Raw genomic sequence first — 18068 nt, forward strand, 5'->3', positions numbered from 1 at the left:
GTGATTGGTATTAAACCGGACGGTTAGCCTTATGACGCAGCACCAGAATGCTTACCACAAACACCCCACTACAGGCTGCCAGTCCCGCGCCGACCGACTCGGTAAAGCCCAGCACGGTATACCCCACCAGGCTGATCCCCGCCACGATGAGGGCATAGGGTAGCTGAGTCAGCACATGGTCTATGTGGTGACAGTTCGCCCCGGTAGACGACAGGATAGTAGTATCCGAGATAGGCGAGCAGTGATCGCCAAACACGGCGCCCGCCAGCACAGAGGCCAGCATAGGCAGCATCATGTTGGTGTGGGTGCCCATGGCCATATCGGCGGCAATCGGCAACATGATACCGAAGGTGCCCCAGCTGGTGCCGGTAGAGAAGGCCGTCAGACCCGCCAGCACGAACAGCACGGCAGGCAGCAGCGCGAACGGAATGTTACCCGTCGCCAGGCTCGCCATATACTTACCCGTCTCCATCTGACCGATCACCCCGGCGATGGTCCAGGCGAACAGCAGAATATAGATGGCGGGCAACATGGAGCGCGCCCCGGCCAGCACACCTTTAAAGATAAGGGCCTTGTCCAGCCCCTGAACAGCCACCAGCACTAGGGTAGCTGCCAGACCAATCACGGCACCGAAGAAGAGCGATGAGGCCACATCCGTCTTCTCGAACGCCCCTATCACGCTAAAGGGCAGGTTTTCCGCGGCCAGCGCAGCGGCGCCGCTGTCGATCATGAAGTAGATGGTAGCAAATACCAGCACGGTAATAGGCAGGAACAGGCCTAAGATCTTACCCGAATCCGCCTCTGGTAGGTCGCTGTTGGCGCCTGGCGGCAGGCCCTTGGCCTCGTCATACAGGTTACCCTTCTGGGCGTTTAGCTCATGCTGGCGCATCGGCCCCACATCCAGCCCCATGAAGGCCACACATAGCAGCAATACCAGGGCGAAGATGGCATAGAAGTTCATCGGGATCATCTGGATAAACACGCTCAGATGGCCGGTGTCGGCAAAGCCATGGGCGGTGAGTATGCCGCCGATCAGCGCGATGATGTACGCCCCCCAGCTAGAGACCGGCGAGATCACGCAGATTGGCGCGGCGGTCGAGTCCAGCAGGTAGGCCAGCTTGCTGCGGGAGATATAGTATCTGTCGGTGAGCGGCCGGGCGACGCTGCCCACGACCAGGCTGTTGAAATAGTCATCGATGAAGACCACGCAGCCCAGGAACATGGTGAGCAGCTTGGCATCGCGCTTATTACGAATATGCTGACGGGCCCAGTCGGCAAAGGCCTTGGCGGCACCGCTCACGGTAATGATTGCGGTGATCATCCCAAGCAGAATCAAGAAACCCAGCAGATAGACGTTCCAGCTGTTTAAGGCGCCATCATCCCACACCAGGCCCACCACCTGTTGTCCCAGGTATTGGCCCATATCCAGCGGTGAAAAATCGGCAATTAACAGTGCCCCCAGGAGGATCCCCACACCGAGCGAGAGCAGGACGCGGCGGGTAAAGATCGCCAGCAGAATCGCTACCACGGGCGGCAGCAAAGAAAGTGCCGAATCGGCATAACTCAAAGTTGTCATTGTAAAATATTGTCTTCGTTTAAATACGAATGGAGGGCAACTGAACTGGTGGGATATAGCATGAGATATTACACCTGTCCTATCAGTAGCGCTCCATAGTGATACCCATTCTCGGTATACCTTCCACTTATCAATCCAGATAAGAAGCACTATGGCAGTGCTGCCTCTATTCGATGACAGCCCCAGCGGCAAGCCTTGATCAACTCCACCACTTCGGCACCAAATCCTTTCATATTCGCTTAACGGCATCACCCTAACGAATACTACTGATATTTAATGCACCTCTACGTCTCAGGACGCCTGCCAATGTCACTATCGGCAAACGTGAGGCACATAAAAACACAAGCGGCTTTAAGGACGCTACCTCAAAGCCGCTCCATGTGATCTATATCACACTAAATTTTAGATGAACACCAAAGTGCTCACCAAGCATTTACATTTTATTAAATAAGTTCGAGTAGCTTAGGCACTGCCTCGAACAGATCCGCTTCCAGACCATAGTCGGCCACCTGGAAGATAGGCGCCTCAGGATCTTTGTTGATTGCCACGATCACCTTAGAATCTTTCATCCCCGCTAAGTGCTGGATGGCACCCGAAATACCCACGGCGATATAGAGGTCTGGCGCAACAATCTTACCCGTCTGACCCACCTGCAGATCGTTTGGCACGTAACCGGCGTCAACCGCGGCGCGAGACGCACCCAGTGCACCGCCCAGCTTATCGGCCAACTGCTCGAGAATCGCAAAGTTCTCGGCGCTGCCCATGGCACGACCACCCGACACCACGACTGAGGCCGCACCAAGATCGGGACGCTCAGACTCAGACAGGGTCTGCGAGACAAACTCGACATCGCCGCTGTACTCGTTATCCAGGGTCTGCACCGAGGCACTACCGTCCTGGGCAACCGCATCGAAGGCACTGGCGCGAACCGTCATCACCTTGATGGCATCCAGGCTCTGAACCGTCGCCATGGCGCTACCGGCATAGATAGGACGCACGAAAGTATCTTCGCTGACCACTTCAACCACTTCAGAGATCTGCGCCACATCTAAAAGGGCCGCAACGCGTGGCAGTGCATCTTTACCGACACTCGAGGCCGCAGCCAGGATGTGTTGATACTCGCTGGCCACAGAAACGATCAGCGATGACAGGTTTTCGGCAATGGCGTTGGCATAAACGGCGCTATCGGCCACCAATACCTGACGCACACCGGCAAGCTGCTTGGCGCTCTCAACCGCGGCGCCACAGTTATGACCGGCTACCATCACATCGACTTCGCTACCGATCGCCTGAGCACAAGCAACTACCTTGGCGGTATCGAGTTTTAAAGTCGCATTATCATGTTCTGCTATTACTAGAATCGCCATTTAGATCACCTTCGCTTCATTCTTTAGCTTGTCCACTAGCTCCTCGACAGAAGCCACCATAATACCCGCTTGACGCTCGGCAGGCGGTGTCACCTTGAGCACCTTCTGATGCTGCTTCAGGGTCACGCCCAGACTGTCTACCGTGATGGTATCGAGCGGCTTACGTTTCGCCTTCATGATGTTAGGTAATTTGGCATAGCGAGGTTCGTTCAGACGCAGGTCTGTGGTGACAATCGCAGGCAGTGGCATCTTAAGGGTCTGCAGACCGCCGTCGATCTCACGGGTAACCACAAGTTGCTCGCCTTCAACCTTTACCTCAGAGGCAAAGGTGGCCTGAGGTAGACCGGCTAGCGCCGCCAGCATCTGGCCTGTCTGGTTGTTGTCGCCATCGATAGACTGCTTACCCAGCATGATCAGCTGAGCCTGCTCATTGGCTTGAATCGCGTTGAGGATCTTTGCAATAGAAAGCGGCGCAAGTTCTTCGTCGGTTTCCACATGAATACCGCGGTCTGCGCCCAGCGCCATCGCCGTGCGTAGCTGCTCCTGCGACGCCTTAGGCCCTATGGTTGCTACCACGATCTCGGTCGCAATACCTGCTTCTTTCAAACGTACCGCTTCTTCTACAGCAATCTCACAAAATGGGTTAATGGCCATCTTCAGATTTGCGGTATCGACATTTGTATTGTCAGCGTTAACCCTGACCTTCACATTAGCATCGACGACGCGTTTTACTGGCACCAATACTTTCATAAGGCTTCCTTCTTACGTCTTTATTCTGGATAACAAATAGTGCATAGCGAAACTATCACCAACTTACGCCACTTTACGTGCTGTTGACGTTAACGTCAACAGGAAGTCACCAGCATCTTTGTCTTACATCAAAAACAGGGTGTTTAGGGGTGACTAAGAGGTCAAAATGGGACAAAAAAAGAAAAGCTGAAATAAAATTTACCTTAAAGGCTCAAATATTCATTTAATTCGTTTGATAAAACCTTTTTTAGTTCCTATTATTAGCCCTGTAATCCTATTTACTATTTTATTTTTAAGCAGGACATTATAAATATGAGCGAATTTCTAGATATATTGACGCATGGTCGTCGCTTTAAGGCTGCTGTTAAAGAATTGTCGGTAGAAGATTTAAAAGATGTAGCAGTTAAGCTTGAAAAAATCATTACCGAGAAAGAGAAGCAAGCAGAAGAAGAAAGCGCGGTTATGGCCGAGCGCAATGCAAAGATAGAAGAGATTCGCCAACAAATGGAAGCTGTTGGTTTATCAATTGACGATTTAGGCGCAGTGGCTGCTAAGCCAGCTCCTAAGAAACGTGCTCCACGCCCACCAAAATATAAAATTGAAGTGAATGGCGAAACGATCACTTGGACGGGTCAGGGTCGCACACCAACCGTATTTAAAAATGAGTTAGATAAGGGTCGTTCACTCGAAGACTTCCTTATCTAAGCTTAAACATTCCCACTGTGGGATGAACGAGCAAAAAAGCCAACCTCAGGGTTGGCTTTTTTATTTGTTAGTCAGGGCAAGTTTGCTACATCCATTTGCATTTCCCCTTTCCTCTGCATTTTCTCAACCATTATTCAGTCATTTCCCCAATGCTTTTCCGAATGATTTTCCAGCCTCCCTTTCTCAACTTATGCCGAGTGTTTGCCAAGCCGCTATTTCTCAGGAGCCTGACATAAACCGATACAGTTCAATGCTTGGAAATTGTTCATAATATGGGATAATCTTGAGCTACTTTTGATCCCAGCCAATAATAATTAAACGCCATGCGAATCCATTTCCTCTCAGTGTCCGCGAGTCTGGTGGCCTGCCTCTTGGCGAGCCCGTCCGCGATAGCAAACGCTCAGTTAACAGATAACACGCCAAAATTAACCGCGCTGTCCCATGCAACCTTGATGATCGCCCCCGGCGAAACCAAACAGGATGCCACCCTGTTAATTGAAGATAATAAAATTAAAGCCATTATCTCCAATGACAAAATACCCGAAGATGCCTATGTCATCGACATGACAGGTAAGCATATTTATCCCGGCTTTATCGACCCGTATACCAATTACGGCATCGACTTTAAATATGACGAGCAGAAAGTGGCCCGCCCGGTTTATGAAATTAAACGCATAGGTGGCAATGCCGATAATGGTGCAATTCACGCTGAAAAAGAGTGGTTTAACTATATATATCCGGACCAGGAAGCGGCCAAGCAATGGATTGATAATGGGTTTACCAGCGTACAAACCGGTATGTTAGACGGCATATTCAGAGGCAGGGCCGCAACTATCTCACTGGCCCCCTTAAAAGCCAATGACATTATTTATCGCGCAAAATCCAGTCACCTGCTCGCCTTCGATAAAGGCAGTTCGATTCAGGATTACCCCAACTCATTAATGGGCAGTATCGCGCTTATTCGACAAACTCTGGCCGATGCCAACTGGTATAGCGCCAATATAGATAAAGCCGACTCGGCTACCCAAGAGAAAAATATCGAATTTAATATCGCGCTGCAGCGCCTGGGTGATATAGACAAACACCCGGCCATATTTGAAACCAAGAATTTAAATAGCCTGCTGCGCGCCGCTCACTTAATGAACGAATTTAAATTATCGGCAAGCCTGGTGGGCAGCGGACGAGAATATGCCCGCATCGACGAGGTCAAGGCCACCGGCTTTAGTATTATCGCCCCGCTCAATTTTCCCGCGGCCCCCAATATTAAAGATGGCGACAAGGAGAGAGAGATAAGCCTGGCTAATCTACGCCACTGGGAGCGGGCGCCGAGCAATCCACACGCGCTGGAAAATGCCAAGATCCCCTTCGCCTTTACCCAGCATGGCATCAAGGCCGACGCCTTCTGGCCAAGACTCAGACAGGCGGTCAAACAAGGGCTGAGCCAAGAGACAGCATTGGCGGCCCTCACCACTGAGGCGGCAGAAATTGCGGGCATCTCTACCTTTAGCGGCAAGCTAAAGCCCGGCTTCATGGCGGATCTGGTAGTGACCGATGGCGACATCTTTACCCAAGGCAAAATTGTCAGCGTCTGGCTACAGGGCAGCGAGACACAGAAGGTGCCTCGCGACAGACACTGGCTCGGCCAAGGCTATCAGCTGACGCTGGGCGAGCTCACCCTAGATCTGGACTTGGTCGACGACGACAAGCTCAGCGGCACCCTGGCCAGCGGCGAGCAGGAGATAACCCTGAGCGACCTTAATTATGCCAATGAACGCCTGACCTTCAACGCCAATCTCGGCGAGGCGGGTTACCCAGGCATCAGCCGCTTCACCCTCTGGTTCGATCCCCAAGGAATTCACGGCAGGATGCTCGACAACAGTAATCGCCAACACCCAATCGCGGGTGTGGTCATGGCACAAGAGCACAAAGATGAATCCGAGCAGGAGAAACCTGCCAAGGCGCTCATCTCCAAACTCACTCAGCCCAACACCGCCTACGGCCTAACGGCGCAGCCCAAGGCTGAGCGCCTGCATATCAAAAACGCTACCCTGTGGACCTCGAGCCAGCAGGGGGTACTGGAAGGCTATGATCTGCTTATCCGCGATGGCCGTATCGAAAAGATAGGCCAGTCTCTCAAGACGCCATCTGGCTACCAAACCCTGGATGCCACCGGCAAACACCTGAGCGCAGGTATTATCGACGAGCACTCCCACATCGCCCTTAACGGCGGCACCAATGAAGATACCGACGCAGTCACCGCCGAGGTGCGTATCGGCGATGTGATCAACCCAGACGATATCGCCATCTACCGCGCCCTGGCGGGTGGTGTAACCACTGCACAAATCCTCCACGGCAGCGCCAACCCCATAGGCGGTCAGGCCCAGGTGATCCAGATGCGTTGGGGTGAGAGCGCCGAGGCGATGAAACTCAAACAAGCCCCCGCCAGCATCAAGTTTGCCCTGGGGGAAAACGTCAAGCAGGCCAACTGGGGCGACAACTACAACCGCCGTTTCCCCCAGAGCCGCATCGGGGTGAAGTCGCTATTTGAGGAAGCCTTCAACGAGGCGCTCGCCTACGAGAAGGCCCTGGCCGACTATGATCGCCTACGCAGCAGTCAGCAACGCAAGCAGGTAGCGCCTAAGCCAAACTATCGCCTCGAGGCGGTGGCCGAGGTGCTACGTGGCGATCGTCAGGTACACATTCACTCCTATGTGCAATCTGAGATCTTGATGTTCCTGCGCCTCGCCGAGGCCTACAAATTTAAGGTTGGCACCTTCACCCATATCCTGGAGGGCTACAAGGTGGCCGAGGAGATGGCCAAGCATGGCACCTACGCCTCCACCTTCTCCGACTGGTGGGCCTACAAGTTCGAGGTCTATGACGCCATACCGCAGAACACTTGCCTGATGCACAACAAGGGGGTGCTCACCAGCATCAACTCGGACGACTATGAGATGCAGAGACGCCTCAACCAGGAGGCGGCAAAATCCATGATGTATTGCGATATGTCGCCAACTGACGCCTGGAACATGGTCACCATCAACCCGGCCAAACAGCTGGGGATCGACCAGCTCACCGGCTCATTGGAAGAAGGCAAGCAGGCCGACCTGGTGCTCTGGAGCGACTCTCCCCTCTCCGTCTATGCCAAGGTAGAGAACACTTGGGTGGGCGGTCGTCGCTACTTCGACCGCCAGCAGGATAAGCAGGCGCAACATGAAGTCGAGCAGGAGCGCGCCGCACTGATCCAGGCGGTGTTGACCCGGGATAAACCCGAGGTCCCCGGCGAGATACCAGAAGAGAAGAGCGAGCCCCAGTGGCACTGCGATACCCACTACAATGCCTGGGGCACAGCCCTTAGCGAGCATAAAGCCATGAACCAAAACAGCGCCCAGCAATCTAGCGCCCACAACCACGCATTCATGGAGGCATTCTAATGAAGCAGACACTCTTTGCCCTTAGCCTAGGCCTCTTCTCCTGTACTGCGATTGCCCACGACATGGTACCCGCCAGCGCCCAGAGTCAGCCGATACTGATCCACAACGCCCGCGTGCACACCGCCCTTAACGGCGTGCTGGATGCCACCGACGTACTGTTCGACAAGGGCAAGATAGTCGCCATAGGTCAACAGCTCTCACAAGAGGGTGCCAAGGTGATCGATGCCAGCGGGCAAGATCTCTACCCTGGGCTTATCGCACTGGACACCTCTATCGGCATCGTCGAGGTGGAGATGATGCGCGCCAGCAACGACGCCTTCGAGGTGGGTGACAGCAACCCGCAGCTACTGGCCGTCAGTGCCTTCAATCCCGACTCGGAGCTTATCCCAACCATCAGGGTCAACGGTATCACCCATGCCCAGGTGGTGCCTCAGGGCGATGCCCTGGCCGGCCAGTCCTCATTGGTCTCCCTCGACAGCTGGACGGTGGAAGAGGCTTTGGTCATCACGGCGCCGCAATTTCATCTCTACTGGCCCAATATCCGCTATCTCTCCAAGGACAAGGAGATCGCCGATAAGCAGCTTAAGGGACTCGATGCACAGATGGCCCGATTAGCCGAGCAGCTCGAGGCCGGTTACCGCTACTATCTGGCCGACAAGGCAGGCACGGTGCAAAAGATAGACAACCGCTGGCAGGCGGCGCTACCCCTGTATCAGGGCAAGGCGAGCCTGTTTATCCACGCCAATCGCAGCGAAGAGATAGAGCGCGCCATCGCCATGACCCGTCCCTATGGCTTCAAGCTGGTGTTTGTCGGAGGCTATGACGCCTGGCGCCTGGCGGATCAGCTGGGCGAGATCGGCGCCTCGGTGATCTACAATCGCACCCTCAGCCTGCCAATGCGCAAGGATGAGCCGGTAGAGATGAGCTTTAAGATCCCAGCCCTGCTGAAACAGGCGGGCGTGCCCTTTGCCATCGGCTTTAGCGGCGACTGGAATGCCCGTAATCTGCCCTTTGCGGCCGGTCAGGCGGCGGCCTATGGCCTGAGTAAGGAAGAGGCGCTTAAGAGCATCACCCTGGATGCGGCCAAGATCTTAGGCGTGGATGATATGGGCGCCATCGCCGTTGGGTATCGTGCCAACTTGGTGCTCTCCAAGGGCGACATTCTCGATCCCGCCGCGAGCAAGATAGACGCTGTGTTTATCGACGGTCGCCAAATAGATCTCAATAATCGCCAACAACAACTTTATCAAAAGTACCTAAAGCGTTAGACTTTTGCTTCTAAACGACTCAAAACTGGCCGGTTATTGGCCAGTTTTGAGCTCTCTTCCTAATACAGGCCCAAATCATGACTAATTCCGACCTGACCACTGCTCTGAAAACGGCTCCTAAGTCTGTCCTGCTGCTCTCTGCCCTGCTGCTCGGTGGCTGCGCCGGCGAATACACCTTCAACAGCAATTTAGATGGTCAGGCCATCGACGACTACTTCAAGGCCGGTGAGGTCCAGCTGTTTCAAGAGACTCAACCTAAGGGTCCTTATGAGCTCAAGGGAATGGTCGAGGGTGAATCTTGTCAGGAGCGCGCCCAGGATGTGCCGGCATCGGTCAGCGAGGCCCGCACCATGGCCCGCCGCGCCGCCGCCGATAAAGGCGCCAACGGGCTGATCATCAAGCGCTGCGCCCTCATCGAGGAGCCGAGCAAGGCCTGTGTTAGCCAAGCCCTGTGCGTCGGTCAGGCCATATTGTTGCCCACCACAGAAAAGTAGTTTTAGCGCCCTGCGCAATAGCGTGAACATAAGTCTTTACCATGACACTCAAGCGTGAAATTGAGGCGGTGGCTATCTGCCGCACTCCCTATAAGCAGAAATTTGGTATTCCCAGACAGCCGGGGCTGGTCACCGCCGCCCGAGGCTTCGTCGAGCTGCAGCCTCCCTATAACCATATCGATACCGTGCGCGGCCTGTCCCAGTACTCGCACATCTGGCTGCTGTTCACCTTCCATGAAAACCTGAGCCAAGGCTGGAAGACCACGGTCAGGCCGCCGCGCCTGGGCGGCAACGAGAAGCTGGGGGTATTTGCCACCCGCTCTACCTTTCGCCCCAACGGCATAGGCCAGTCTGTGGTTAGGCTGCACGCCATCCACCAGCGTAAGGGCAAGGTTGAGCTTGAGATCTCCGCCATGGATCTGCTAGACGGCACGCCAATTCTGGATATCAAGCCTTACATCCCCTTTTCCGACGCCATCGAGGGAGCCATCGGAGGCATTGCCCACGAGGCACCAGTGCTGATCGATGTCCGATTTAGCGATGCGGTGCTGGGACAGCTAGACAAGCTTTCCAGTGACAAGTACCCCAACCTCAAGGCCATTATCGAAGGGGTGCTGGCGCAGGATCCCCGCCCAGCCTACAAGAAGGTCAAGGAAGATCCTAAGCATTATCAGGTCGCCCTCTATGATCTGGATATCCTCTGGCATGTGGATGAGACAGGGATCTTGGTCGATGCGGTGCGCCCGGTGCAACCCGACGCCCTTAGGGAAACAGATTAATCATGCAAGCCCCATTAGCTAACCAGGTGGATTACCGTGAGCAACATAAGCAGCGCCTGGCCTACATGCCCTGGCTCTACTTCTCCTTGAAGCCAAAGCATCTGGTCTGGGCCAAGCCCTGGCAGGATGAGGTGCAGCAAGCGCTGATGAGCGTTGAAACCGTGAGCATAGGCAAGGAGTGCTTTATCGCGCCCCAGGCGAAACTGTTTGCCGAGCCGGGCCGGGATATCCTGATCGGTGATCGCTGCATGATCGCCGCCGACAGCTTCCTGCACGGCCCCATCGTCATGGGTAACGAGGTGGCTATCAATCATGGCTGCTCCCTGGACGGCGGGCGCGGCAAGATAGTGATTGGCGATCAAACCCGCATCGCCAACAATGTCACCATCTACGCCTTCAACCACGGCATGCACCCGGACACGCCGATATATCAACAGAGCAGTCAGTCGAAGGGGATCGTCATAGGCAGAGATGTGTGGATCGGCGCCCAGGCGGGGATAGTCGATGGGGTGACCATAGGTGACTGCGCCGTGATCGGCATGGGCTGTATCGTCACCAAAGACGTGCCCGACTACGCCATTGTCGCCGGTAATCCGGCCCGCGTTATAGGCGACAGGCGCGATAAGAAATAAACGGCCGCACTATTTAGTCGCGCCATCACCGTGGATCAGCTTACCGGTACCATGGAAAATCACGTTGACGACTCCGCCGCCTAAGTCCTTATCTTCCACGCGATTATCCGGGTTATTGGGCCGCGACTCGGCGCTTTTCTTAACCCCATCGTAGAAGGTCTGATCGAGAGATTTATTACTGGCGCAGCCGCTCATGAGCCCTAAGCTGACACTTGCCATCAGCACGATTATTGTAGCTTTCATCGTCTTTTCCTTATCCCAAGTGACTTTCATCGTCATTCCCTGAATCCACTAACATGAATAGCGCCAAACAATGGCAAACCTACATTCATCAATAGCTTAAAGCTAAAGCAGATTTTTTTAACAAGCAAACAAACTTAACAGATCTTTGCAGCACTCACTCTACTGCTCTTGCATCTGCCTTTCTGATGCACATATGATGATAATACCAATCGTAGTAAATAACTGATCATGCTAGCTTGTTAAAACGTCCGATAACGGCGTTACTATTTTTGATTGTAGAATAACTACTTATCGAAAAATCATGCCTTGTTTTTGACCGTTTTTCCTACGCTACTGCTGATCACTTACTTACCCTGATTGGTATTGATCGTTTGCCATTACCCATGGCAGCGAGCACCAGATAATAAAACAAACATCACAAAAGGAAGTCGTCTGTGAATACCCCACGCCTCTTGGGCTTACTCGGCCTGTTGCTGCTACCGGCCGCCAGTGCCGCCCCCTTCGTCTTTGACCAACAAAGCTACCGTCAGGATGTGCAAACCCTCGCCAGCGATGAGTTTGAGGGCCGCGGTCCACTCTCACAGGGCGAGACCCTCACGGTGGAATATCTTGAGAATGCCTTCAAGAAGATGGGGTTAGCACCAGGCTTTGGCGACAGCTATCGCCAGAGCGTGCCCATAGCTAAAATCACTGCCGATCAGAATATGCAGCTAAAGGTAGGCGAGTTGGTGTTTAACAATGGCAGCGACTTCACCGCCCGCACCGAGCAGATCCAGCCGAGCATCAAGCTGGATAACAGCGAAATCGTCTTCGTCGGCTATGGCATCAACGCCCCCGAATACGGCTGGAACGACTACGCCGGTATCGATGTGAAAGGCAAGACGGTGATCCTCATGGTCAATGACCCAGGCTTTGCCACCCAGGACCCACAAGTCTTCAAGGGCAACGCCATGACCTACTATGGCCGCTGGACCTATAAGTATGAAGAGGCTGCCAGACAGGGGGCCAAGGCGGTATTTATCATCCATGAAACCGCTCCCGCCGCCTATGGCTGGAACGTGGTGCAAAACAGCAACACCAATACCAAATACACCCTGGTAGACAAGGAGAAGAACCGCTCCCACATAGGCGTCATGGGCTGGGTCCAACATGAGGTGGCGCAGAAGATCTTCAGCGCCGCGGGCCTGGATTACGACAAGCTCAAACTCACCGCCGCCAAGCCAGGCTTTAAGTCGCGATCGCTAAAACTCAAGGCCAATCTAGAGGTGAAAAACGATATCGAGCTGGCCACCTCCTATAACGTCGCCGGTCTTCTACCGGGCAAGACACGCCCGGACGAGTGGCTGGTGATGCACGCCCACTGGGATCACTTGGGTAAGACGGTCCATGAAGATCAGACCCGCATCTACAACGGCGCGGTAGACAACGCCTCAGGCGTAGCTGGTGTACTGCAGCTGGCGCGTCACTTTAAAGACCTAAGCGCTACTCAGCCGCCTGCACGCTCCATGCTGTTCAGCGCCTTCACCGCCGAGGAAACCGGCCTCATCGGCGCCCAGTATTTCGCCGAAAATTCACCAGTGCCCACCAAGCAGCTGGTCGCCTTCCTCAACATAGACGGCATGAATGTCGGCAAGGAAGTAGATTACATACTTCGCTATGGTGAAGGGGTCTCTGAGCTGGAAAACTACCTGGACAAAGCCGCCAAGGCCCAAGGGCGTTGGGTAAAGGCCGATCCCAGACCGCAAAATGGCCTGATGTTCCGCTCGGATCATTTCGCCCTGGCCAAGCAAGGAGTCCCCGGGCTGATGTTCATGAGCCTGGGAGATACCGACCCTGATTATATCGCCCACAAGTATCACCAGGGCGCCGATGATTATGATCCAAGTTGGACCCTCGGTGGCGTCGAGCAAGATTTGGCGCTCATCAGCGATATTCTAGAGAAGCTAGCCAACAATGACGACTGGCCAAAGTGGCTCGAGGCGTCAGATTTTAAGACCCGCCGCGCCCAGGACGGCCGCTAGCCATAGCCATGATACTTACCGACAAAAGGAGGCCGCGGCCTCCTTTTTCATATTGTTTTTATTCAATAAAACCCTAGTTTCACCTTTCTATCTATCCCCCGCGGCCAACTTAGTTCTTTAGTCTATAAACGCCATTCTTTGCTTGTGAGAAACCTCACACTTTGAGTAGTGTGTCTTCAGACCGCTATCGACACACCCTATGCACGGAGGCTCTATGTCTGCTGTAACGACATTTGCAACTGAGAACCAATTTCCCCTACAACTGAGCCAATTTGACGGCGACACCAGCACGCCGCTCATCGAACAAACCATAGGCGATTATCTGGATCAGATGGCCGCCAGCCATCCCGACCAACTCGCCATCGTCATGCATCATCAAGGGATCCGCTGGAGCTACCAGGAATATCAGTCCCACATCGACGAACTGGCCGCAGGCCTGCTGGCCATCGGCATCAAGCCCGGCGATCGTGTCGGCATCTGGTCACCCAACAATATCGAGTGGTGCCTGACCCAGTTTGCCACCGCCAAGATTGGCGCCATCATGGTGTGCATCAACCCGGCCTATCGCCCAGAGGAGCTACAATATGCCCTCAACAACGTGGGCTGCCGCGCCATCATCTGCGCCGAGAAATTTAAGTCCAGCCACTACCTATCCATGCTCTACGAGCTGGCAACAGAGCTAAAGCAGTGCCTGCCTGGACAGCTTGAGTCGGCCAACCTGCCGAGCCTGGAGTTTGTGATCCGCATGGGCGATGAAGCCTCTCCCGGAATGCTCAACTTCAACCATCTCAAGCGTCCGCTCACCGAGAGCGACCGCAAGGCGCTCAAAGACACCGCCGCGCAGCTCTCCCCCTTCGATGCCATTAATATCCAGTTTACCTCGGGTACTACCGGCAGCCCCAAGGGCGCGACCCTGAGCCATCACAACATCTTGAACAACGGCCTGCTGGTCGCCAACGCGATGCGCCTTGGGCTGGAGGATAGACTCTGTATTCCTGTGCCCCTGTATCACTGCTTCGGCATGGTGCTGGGTAACCTCTCCTGCATCTCTGTGGGCGCCTCGGCCATCTACCCAAGCGACTCCTTCGACCCCCTGACTACTCTTGAAGTGGTCGAGGCCGAGCGCTGCACCGCGCTGCATGGGGTACCGACCATGTTTATCGCCCAGCTGGAGCATCCCGAATTTAAGCGCTTCGACCTCAGCTCGCTGCGCACCGGTGTGATGGCAGGCGCCACCTGCCCCGAAGAGGTGATGCGCAGGGTGCAAGATCTCATGTATATGAAAGAGGTGTTGATAGGCTATGGCCAGACGGAATGCAGCCCCATCAACAACATGACAGAGATCGGCTCGTCACTGGAGAAACGCGTCACCACGGTCGGCCGTGCCCTGGCCCACACCCAGGTGAAGATAGTCGATGAGTTCGGCGAGGTGCTCCCCGTCGGCCAACCCGGTGAGGTGTGCAGCCGAGGCTACTGCGTAATGCAGTTCTACTGGAACGATGCCGAGAAGACCGCCGCCACCATAGACAGCGAAGGCTGGCTCCATTCGGGCGACCTGGGTGAGATGGACAGCGAAGGCTATGTGAAAATCGTCGGTCGCATCAAGGATATGATCATCCGCGGCGGCGAAAACATCTACCCGAGAGAGATCGAAGAGAAGCTCTACACCCACCCAGACGTGCAGGATGCCGCCATCTTCGGTGTGAAGAGCGAGAAATATGGTGAAGAGGTGTGCGCCTGGATCAAGGTGCAACCGGGCGCCAGCGTCACCGAGGAGGAGATACGTCACTTCCTCACCGAGAAATTTGCCTACTTTAAGGTCCCGAGATACATCAAGTTTGTCGAGCAGTATCCCATGACGGTGACCGGTAAGATCCAGAAGTTCAAGATGCGCGAGATGATGTATCAGGAGCTGTATGAGGCAATCAACTGCAACTAGCGATCCCAGCTAGCCCTTCGCCAGCCTAGATTAGGCTGGCTTTTTTTTGCCTGGCGCTTGATGCCAATCTAATTTTTAAAGGCTTATGTTTAGAACATTAGTGCTTAGAAGCTAATGTTTAGAGGCTAATGTTAGAGCTAGTGTTTAGAGGCTAATGTTTACAGGCTAATGTTAGAGACTCAGCAGATGGGCACCCACCTTCTCTACCCGTTTCTCGTTGCGGCTGATCACATAGCCCTGATCGATATAGTCGTCGATACAGGCTTGATACTTGCCATCTGACAGGGTTTCACCGAAGCCTAATCCGGTCCAACTCACCTCACACTGCACCGTCTCCCCCTTGTCGTTGCTCAGAGTCGCCTTCTGATAGGTGGTCTCGAGCTTCGGCACAACAACCAAGGCGCCCAGGGTCAGCGCGATGACGATAATAACTTTTGCTTTCATGGCTATCCTTAATACAACTTTCCTAAAAATACGGCCCTTAATATAACAGCCGTTAGCGACAGCTGACTATCGCCTGCTCATCCCAGCATCCATTGGCATCAAACCTTGTGCAACTAGGCTTACGCTACCTGTATCCTTACATCACGGGCACCGGCGCTCAAGCCAAGCTCCATCAGGCAGCGTTCCTCGACCTCAGACAGCCCCCCTTCACACATGGCCATAGGTTGGATGACCAGTGTTGGCCGCTTAAACAGCCCGAAGCAACCCAGCTGCTTTAAACCCGCTTTCAGGCACTGCTCGGCAGGGGCAAAATTGCCCACCAGCAGGCGCCGGGTGGTAAAAGGTGCTTGGGGTGAAAACATTTGCTGCTGCGAGCCATGACTCACCACGATACGGTCGGGATAAATTTGCGCGATCACTTCCATGTTTTTCTCTACCTTGTTATCTGGCCTTTTATCTCTCGTTTTATCGACCTGCTTAGCTAACTTTATCTTGCCGATAGCCAGCTTCGAAAAGCCCAATACTTTACGCAATTTATCCATATTGATCACTAGTTGGCCGAAAAAAATCTGCCACGGCGCCAGGCCAACAAACTAGGTGACATCAAACGTCAGGGTGCTAAAATGTCGACCTATTTCATCACACAACTGGATATTGGGAATGCGAGTTAGCAAGTACCTGCTTTCAACACAAAAAGAGACCCCAGCAAACGCTGAGGTGGTCAGTCATCAATTAATGCTGCGCGCCGGCATGATACGCCGTAACGCTTCAGGCCTATACAGCTGGTTGCCGTCAGGCTTACGTGTGCTGCGCAAAGTCGAAGCGATCGTTCGCGAAGAGATGAACAATGCAGGTGCTGTTGAGATCTTGATGCCCATGGTGCAACCGGCAGACCTTTGGGTTGAAACCGGCCGTTGGGACAAATTTGGCCCCGAGCTACTGCGTTTCCAAGACAGACATAACCGCGACTTCGTACTGGGCCCAACCCACGAAGAGGTGATCACCGACATCATTCGTAAAGAGGTCAGCTCTTACAAGCAGCTGCCGCTGAACCTGTATCAGATCCAGACCAAGTTCCGCGACGAGGTACGTCCCCGTTTCGGCGTGATGCGTTCACGCGAGTTCCTGATGAAAGACGCCTACTCTTTCCATCTGGATCAGCAGACCATGGATGATACCTATCAGGCCATGTACACAGCCTACAGCAACATCTTAGGCCGTATGGGCCTGGCTTTCCGCCCGGTATTGGCCGACACAGGTTCTATCGGTGGCAGCATGTCACACGAGTTCCACGTGCTGGCCAACAGCGGTGAAGACCTGATCGCCTACTCGACCGAAAGTGACTACGCCGCCAACATCGAGAAGGCCGAGGCGCCAATGCCTACCGAGCCTCGTGGCGCCGCCACCATGGAAATGAGCGTTATCGACACGCCAAACGCCAAGACCATCGAAGAGTTGGTTGAGCAGCACGGTATCGCCATCGAGAAGACCATCAAGACCATTATCGTTAAGGGCGCCAGCGAAGAGGTACCTCTGGTGGCCGTGATCGTTCGTGGCGACCATGAGCTGAACGAAGTCAAAGTCGAGAAGCTCGATGCCGTACTTGCACCATTTGAGATGGCCGGTGAAGCAGAGATCCGCGACGCACTGGGTGCAGGCCCTGGCTCACTCGGCCCTGTTGGCATGACCATCCCAGTATATGTAGATCACAGCGTCAACGTGATGAGCGACTTTGCCGCCGGTGCCAACCAAGACGGTAAGCACTATGTGGGCATCAACTGGGAACGTGACCTGCCACAGGCAGAGGTTGCCGACCTGCGTAACGTTATCGAAGGTGAGCCTAGCCCATGTGGCAAGGGCACTATCGGCCTGCTACGCGGCATCGAAGTGGGTCACATCTTCCAGCTGGGCACCAACTACTCTAAAGCCATGGGCGCCAGCGTACTGGACGAGAACGGCAAGGCACAGACCCTGCTGATGGGTTGTTACGGTGTCGGCGTGAGCCGTATCGTGGCCGCCGCCATCGAGCAGAACCACGACGATCGCGGCATCATCTGGCCAGACGCCATCGCTCCGTTCAAAGTAGGCATCCTGCCGATGAACATGCACAAGTCACATCGCATTAAAGATATGGCCGAGAAGCTATACAGCGATCTTAACGATGCCGGCATCGAAGTCCTGTTCGACGATCGTAAAGAGCGTCCAGGCGTGATGTTTGCCGACATGGAGCTGATTGGTCTGCCACACGTCATCGTGATTGGCGAGCGCAACATAGACAACGGTGTATTCGAATACAAGAACCGTCGCACCGGCGAGAAGCAAGAGATCCCATTCGAAGAGATCGTCGACTTCATCAAGTCTGCCAAGTAAGACTCTTACAGAACTCGAATATAAAACGCCCGGCAACTGCCGGGCT

At 54.3% G+C, this 18068-nt stretch carries 15 protein-coding genes and 1 riboswitch; of the genes, 9 read left to right on the forward strand and 6 right to left on the reverse strand.

Going from position 1 to position 18068, the window contains the following annotated elements:
* Nucleotides 1–10 precede the first annotated feature (10 nt).
* From L2731_RS01280 to L2731_RS01290, 3 genes are all read right to left on the reverse strand, one after another.
* Nucleotides 11–1576: a Na+/H+ antiporter NhaC family protein gene (locus tag L2731_RS01280; RefSeq protein ID WP_239851494.1), complete on the reverse strand. Its 1566-nt coding sequence runs from the start codon at nucleotides 1574–1576 to the stop codon at nucleotides 11–13.
* A 78-nt stretch (nucleotides 1577–1654) separates the two neighbouring features.
* A riboswitch (Lysine riboswitch) is annotated at nucleotides 1655–1871 on the reverse strand.
* 148 nt (nucleotides 1872–2019) lie between these two features.
* On the reverse strand, nucleotides 2020–2943 hold the full coding sequence (locus L2731_RS01285; RefSeq protein ID WP_041509320.1) for an electron transfer flavoprotein subunit alpha/FixB family protein: 924 nt from the start codon (nucleotides 2941–2943) through the stop codon (nucleotides 2020–2022).
* The gene (locus L2731_RS01290; RefSeq protein WP_041509319.1) at nucleotides 2944–3693 is read right to left on the reverse strand and encodes an electron transfer flavoprotein subunit beta/FixA family protein; all 750 of its coding nucleotides are present in this window, start codon (nucleotides 3691–3693) and stop codon (nucleotides 2944–2946) included.
* A 312-nt stretch (nucleotides 3694–4005) separates the two neighbouring features.
* Between L2731_RS01290 and L2731_RS01295 the strand changes: the two genes are divergently transcribed.
* The 6 genes from L2731_RS01295 (at nucleotide 4006) to L2731_RS01320 (ending at nucleotide 11005) form a co-directional block, all read left to right on the forward strand.
* Nucleotides 4006–4398 (forward strand): H-NS histone family protein, encoded by a 393-nt coding sequence (locus tag L2731_RS01295; protein ID WP_041509318.1) that lies wholly within the window; start codon nucleotides 4006–4008, stop codon nucleotides 4396–4398.
* Between the two features lie 323 nt (nucleotides 4399–4721).
* Nucleotides 4722–7832, forward strand: a complete 3111-nt coding sequence (locus L2731_RS01300; protein ID WP_249251519.1) for an amidohydrolase family protein — start codon at nucleotides 4722–4724, stop codon at nucleotides 7830–7832.
* Nucleotides 7832–9100: an amidohydrolase family protein gene (locus L2731_RS01305; protein ID WP_249251520.1), complete on the forward strand. Its 1269-nt coding sequence runs from the start codon at nucleotides 7832–7834 to the stop codon at nucleotides 9098–9100. Before L2731_RS01300 ends, L2731_RS01305 begins: the two co-directional genes overlap by 1 nt.
* 77 nt (nucleotides 9101–9177) lie before the next feature.
* Nucleotides 9178–9594, forward strand: coding sequence for an Rcs stress response system protein RcsF (rcsF, locus tag L2731_RS01310; RefSeq protein ID WP_249251521.1), 417 nt, complete (start codon nucleotides 9178–9180; stop codon nucleotides 9592–9594).
* Between the two features lie 41 nt (nucleotides 9595–9635).
* Complete coding sequence (gene tsaA, locus L2731_RS01315; protein WP_249251522.1) at nucleotides 9636–10373, forward strand: tRNA (N6-threonylcarbamoyladenosine(37)-N6)-methyltransferase TrmO; 738 nt, start codon at nucleotides 9636–9638, stop codon at nucleotides 10371–10373.
* A gap of 2 nt (nucleotides 10374–10375) precedes the next feature.
* Nucleotides 10376–11005, forward strand: coding sequence for an acyltransferase (locus L2731_RS01320; RefSeq protein WP_249251523.1), 630 nt, complete (start codon nucleotides 10376–10378; stop codon nucleotides 11003–11005).
* Between the two features lie 9 nt (nucleotides 11006–11014).
* On the opposite strand, the gene L2731_RS01325 is transcribed toward L2731_RS01320, so the two are convergent.
* Entirely contained in the window at nucleotides 11015–11248 is a 234-nt protein-coding gene (locus tag L2731_RS01325) for a hypothetical protein (protein ID WP_249251525.1), read from the reverse strand.
* 467 nt (nucleotides 11249–11715) lie between these two features.
* On the opposite strand from L2731_RS01325, the gene L2731_RS01330 reads away from it, so the two are divergent.
* Nucleotides 11716–13269 (forward strand): M28 family metallopeptidase, encoded by a 1554-nt coding sequence (locus L2731_RS01330; RefSeq protein WP_249251640.1) that lies wholly within the window; start codon nucleotides 11716–11718, stop codon nucleotides 13267–13269.
* Between the two features lie 214 nt (nucleotides 13270–13483).
* Nucleotides 13484–15208, forward strand: a complete 1725-nt coding sequence (locus tag L2731_RS01335; RefSeq protein WP_249251527.1) for an AMP-binding protein — start codon at nucleotides 13484–13486, stop codon at nucleotides 15206–15208.
* Between the two features lie 171 nt (nucleotides 15209–15379).
* Here L2731_RS01335 and L2731_RS01340 read toward each other — a convergent pair whose 3' ends face one another.
* Both L2731_RS01340 and L2731_RS01345 read right to left on the reverse strand, forming a co-directional pair.
* Complete coding sequence (locus tag L2731_RS01340) at nucleotides 15380–15652, reverse strand: hypothetical protein (protein ID WP_239851506.1); 273 nt, start codon at nucleotides 15650–15652, stop codon at nucleotides 15380–15382.
* A 119-nt stretch (nucleotides 15653–15771) separates the two neighbouring features.
* On the reverse strand, nucleotides 15772–16194 hold the full coding sequence (locus tag L2731_RS01345) for a hypothetical protein (RefSeq protein ID WP_249251528.1): 423 nt from the start codon (nucleotides 16192–16194) through the stop codon (nucleotides 15772–15774).
* A 118-nt stretch (nucleotides 16195–16312) separates the two neighbouring features.
* Here L2731_RS01345 and L2731_RS01350 point away from each other — a divergent pair, with 118 nt between their 5' ends.
* On the forward strand, nucleotides 16313–18022 hold the full coding sequence (locus L2731_RS01350; protein WP_249251529.1) for a proline--tRNA ligase: 1710 nt from the start codon (nucleotides 16313–16315) through the stop codon (nucleotides 18020–18022).
* The last annotated feature ends 46 nt before the right edge of the window (nucleotides 18023–18068 follow it).

The organism is Shewanella aquimarina, from assembly GCF_023349185.1.
Lineage (GTDB): Bacteria > Pseudomonadota > Gammaproteobacteria > Enterobacterales > Shewanellaceae > Shewanella > Shewanella aquimarina.

What these genes read in the sequence shown, in the direction of transcription:
- L2731_RS01305 (WP_249251520.1), top strand. Translation starts at nt 7,832, where the DNA reads ATGAAGCAGACACTCTTTGCCCTTAGCCTAGGCCTCTTCTCCTGTACT.
- L2731_RS01345 (WP_249251528.1), bottom strand. Translation starts at nt 16,194, where the DNA reads ATGGATAAATTGCGTAAAGTATTGGGCTTTTCGAAGCTGGCTATCGGC.
- L2731_RS01300 (WP_249251519.1), top strand. Translation starts at nt 4,722, where the DNA reads ATGCGAATCCATTTCCTCTCAGTGTCCGCGAGTCTGGTGGCCTGCCTC.
- L2731_RS01350 (WP_249251529.1), top strand. Translation starts at nt 16,313, where the DNA reads ATGCGAGTTAGCAAGTACCTGCTTTCAACACAAAAAGAGACCCCAGCA.
- L2731_RS01320 (WP_249251523.1), top strand. Translation starts at nt 10,376, where the DNA reads ATGCAAGCCCCATTAGCTAACCAGGTGGATTACCGTGAGCAACATAAG.
- tsaA (WP_249251522.1), top strand. Translation starts at nt 9,636, where the DNA reads ATGACACTCAAGCGTGAAATTGAGGCGGTGGCTATCTGCCGCACTCCC.
- L2731_RS01335 (WP_249251527.1), top strand. Translation starts at nt 13,484, where the DNA reads ATGTCTGCTGTAACGACATTTGCAACTGAGAACCAATTTCCCCTACAA.
- L2731_RS01280 (WP_239851494.1), bottom strand. Translation starts at nt 1,576, where the DNA reads ATGACAACTTTGAGTTATGCCGATTCGGCACTTTCTTTGCTGCCGCCC.
- L2731_RS01295 (WP_041509318.1), top strand. Translation starts at nt 4,006, where the DNA reads ATGAGCGAATTTCTAGATATATTGACGCATGGTCGTCGCTTTAAGGCT.
- L2731_RS01290 (WP_041509319.1), bottom strand. Translation starts at nt 3,693, where the DNA reads ATGAAAGTATTGGTGCCAGTAAAACGCGTCGTCGATGCTAATGTGAAG.
- L2731_RS01325 (WP_249251525.1), bottom strand. Translation starts at nt 11,248, where the DNA reads ATGAAAGCTACAATAATCGTGCTGATGGCAAGTGTCAGCTTAGGGCTC.
- L2731_RS01340 (WP_239851506.1), bottom strand. Translation starts at nt 15,652, where the DNA reads ATGAAAGCAAAAGTTATTATCGTCATCGCGCTGACCCTGGGCGCCTTG.
- L2731_RS01285 (WP_041509320.1), bottom strand. Translation starts at nt 2,943, where the DNA reads ATGGCGATTCTAGTAATAGCAGAACATGATAATGCGACTTTAAAACTC.
- rcsF (WP_249251521.1), top strand. Translation starts at nt 9,178, where the DNA reads ATGACTAATTCCGACCTGACCACTGCTCTGAAAACGGCTCCTAAGTCT.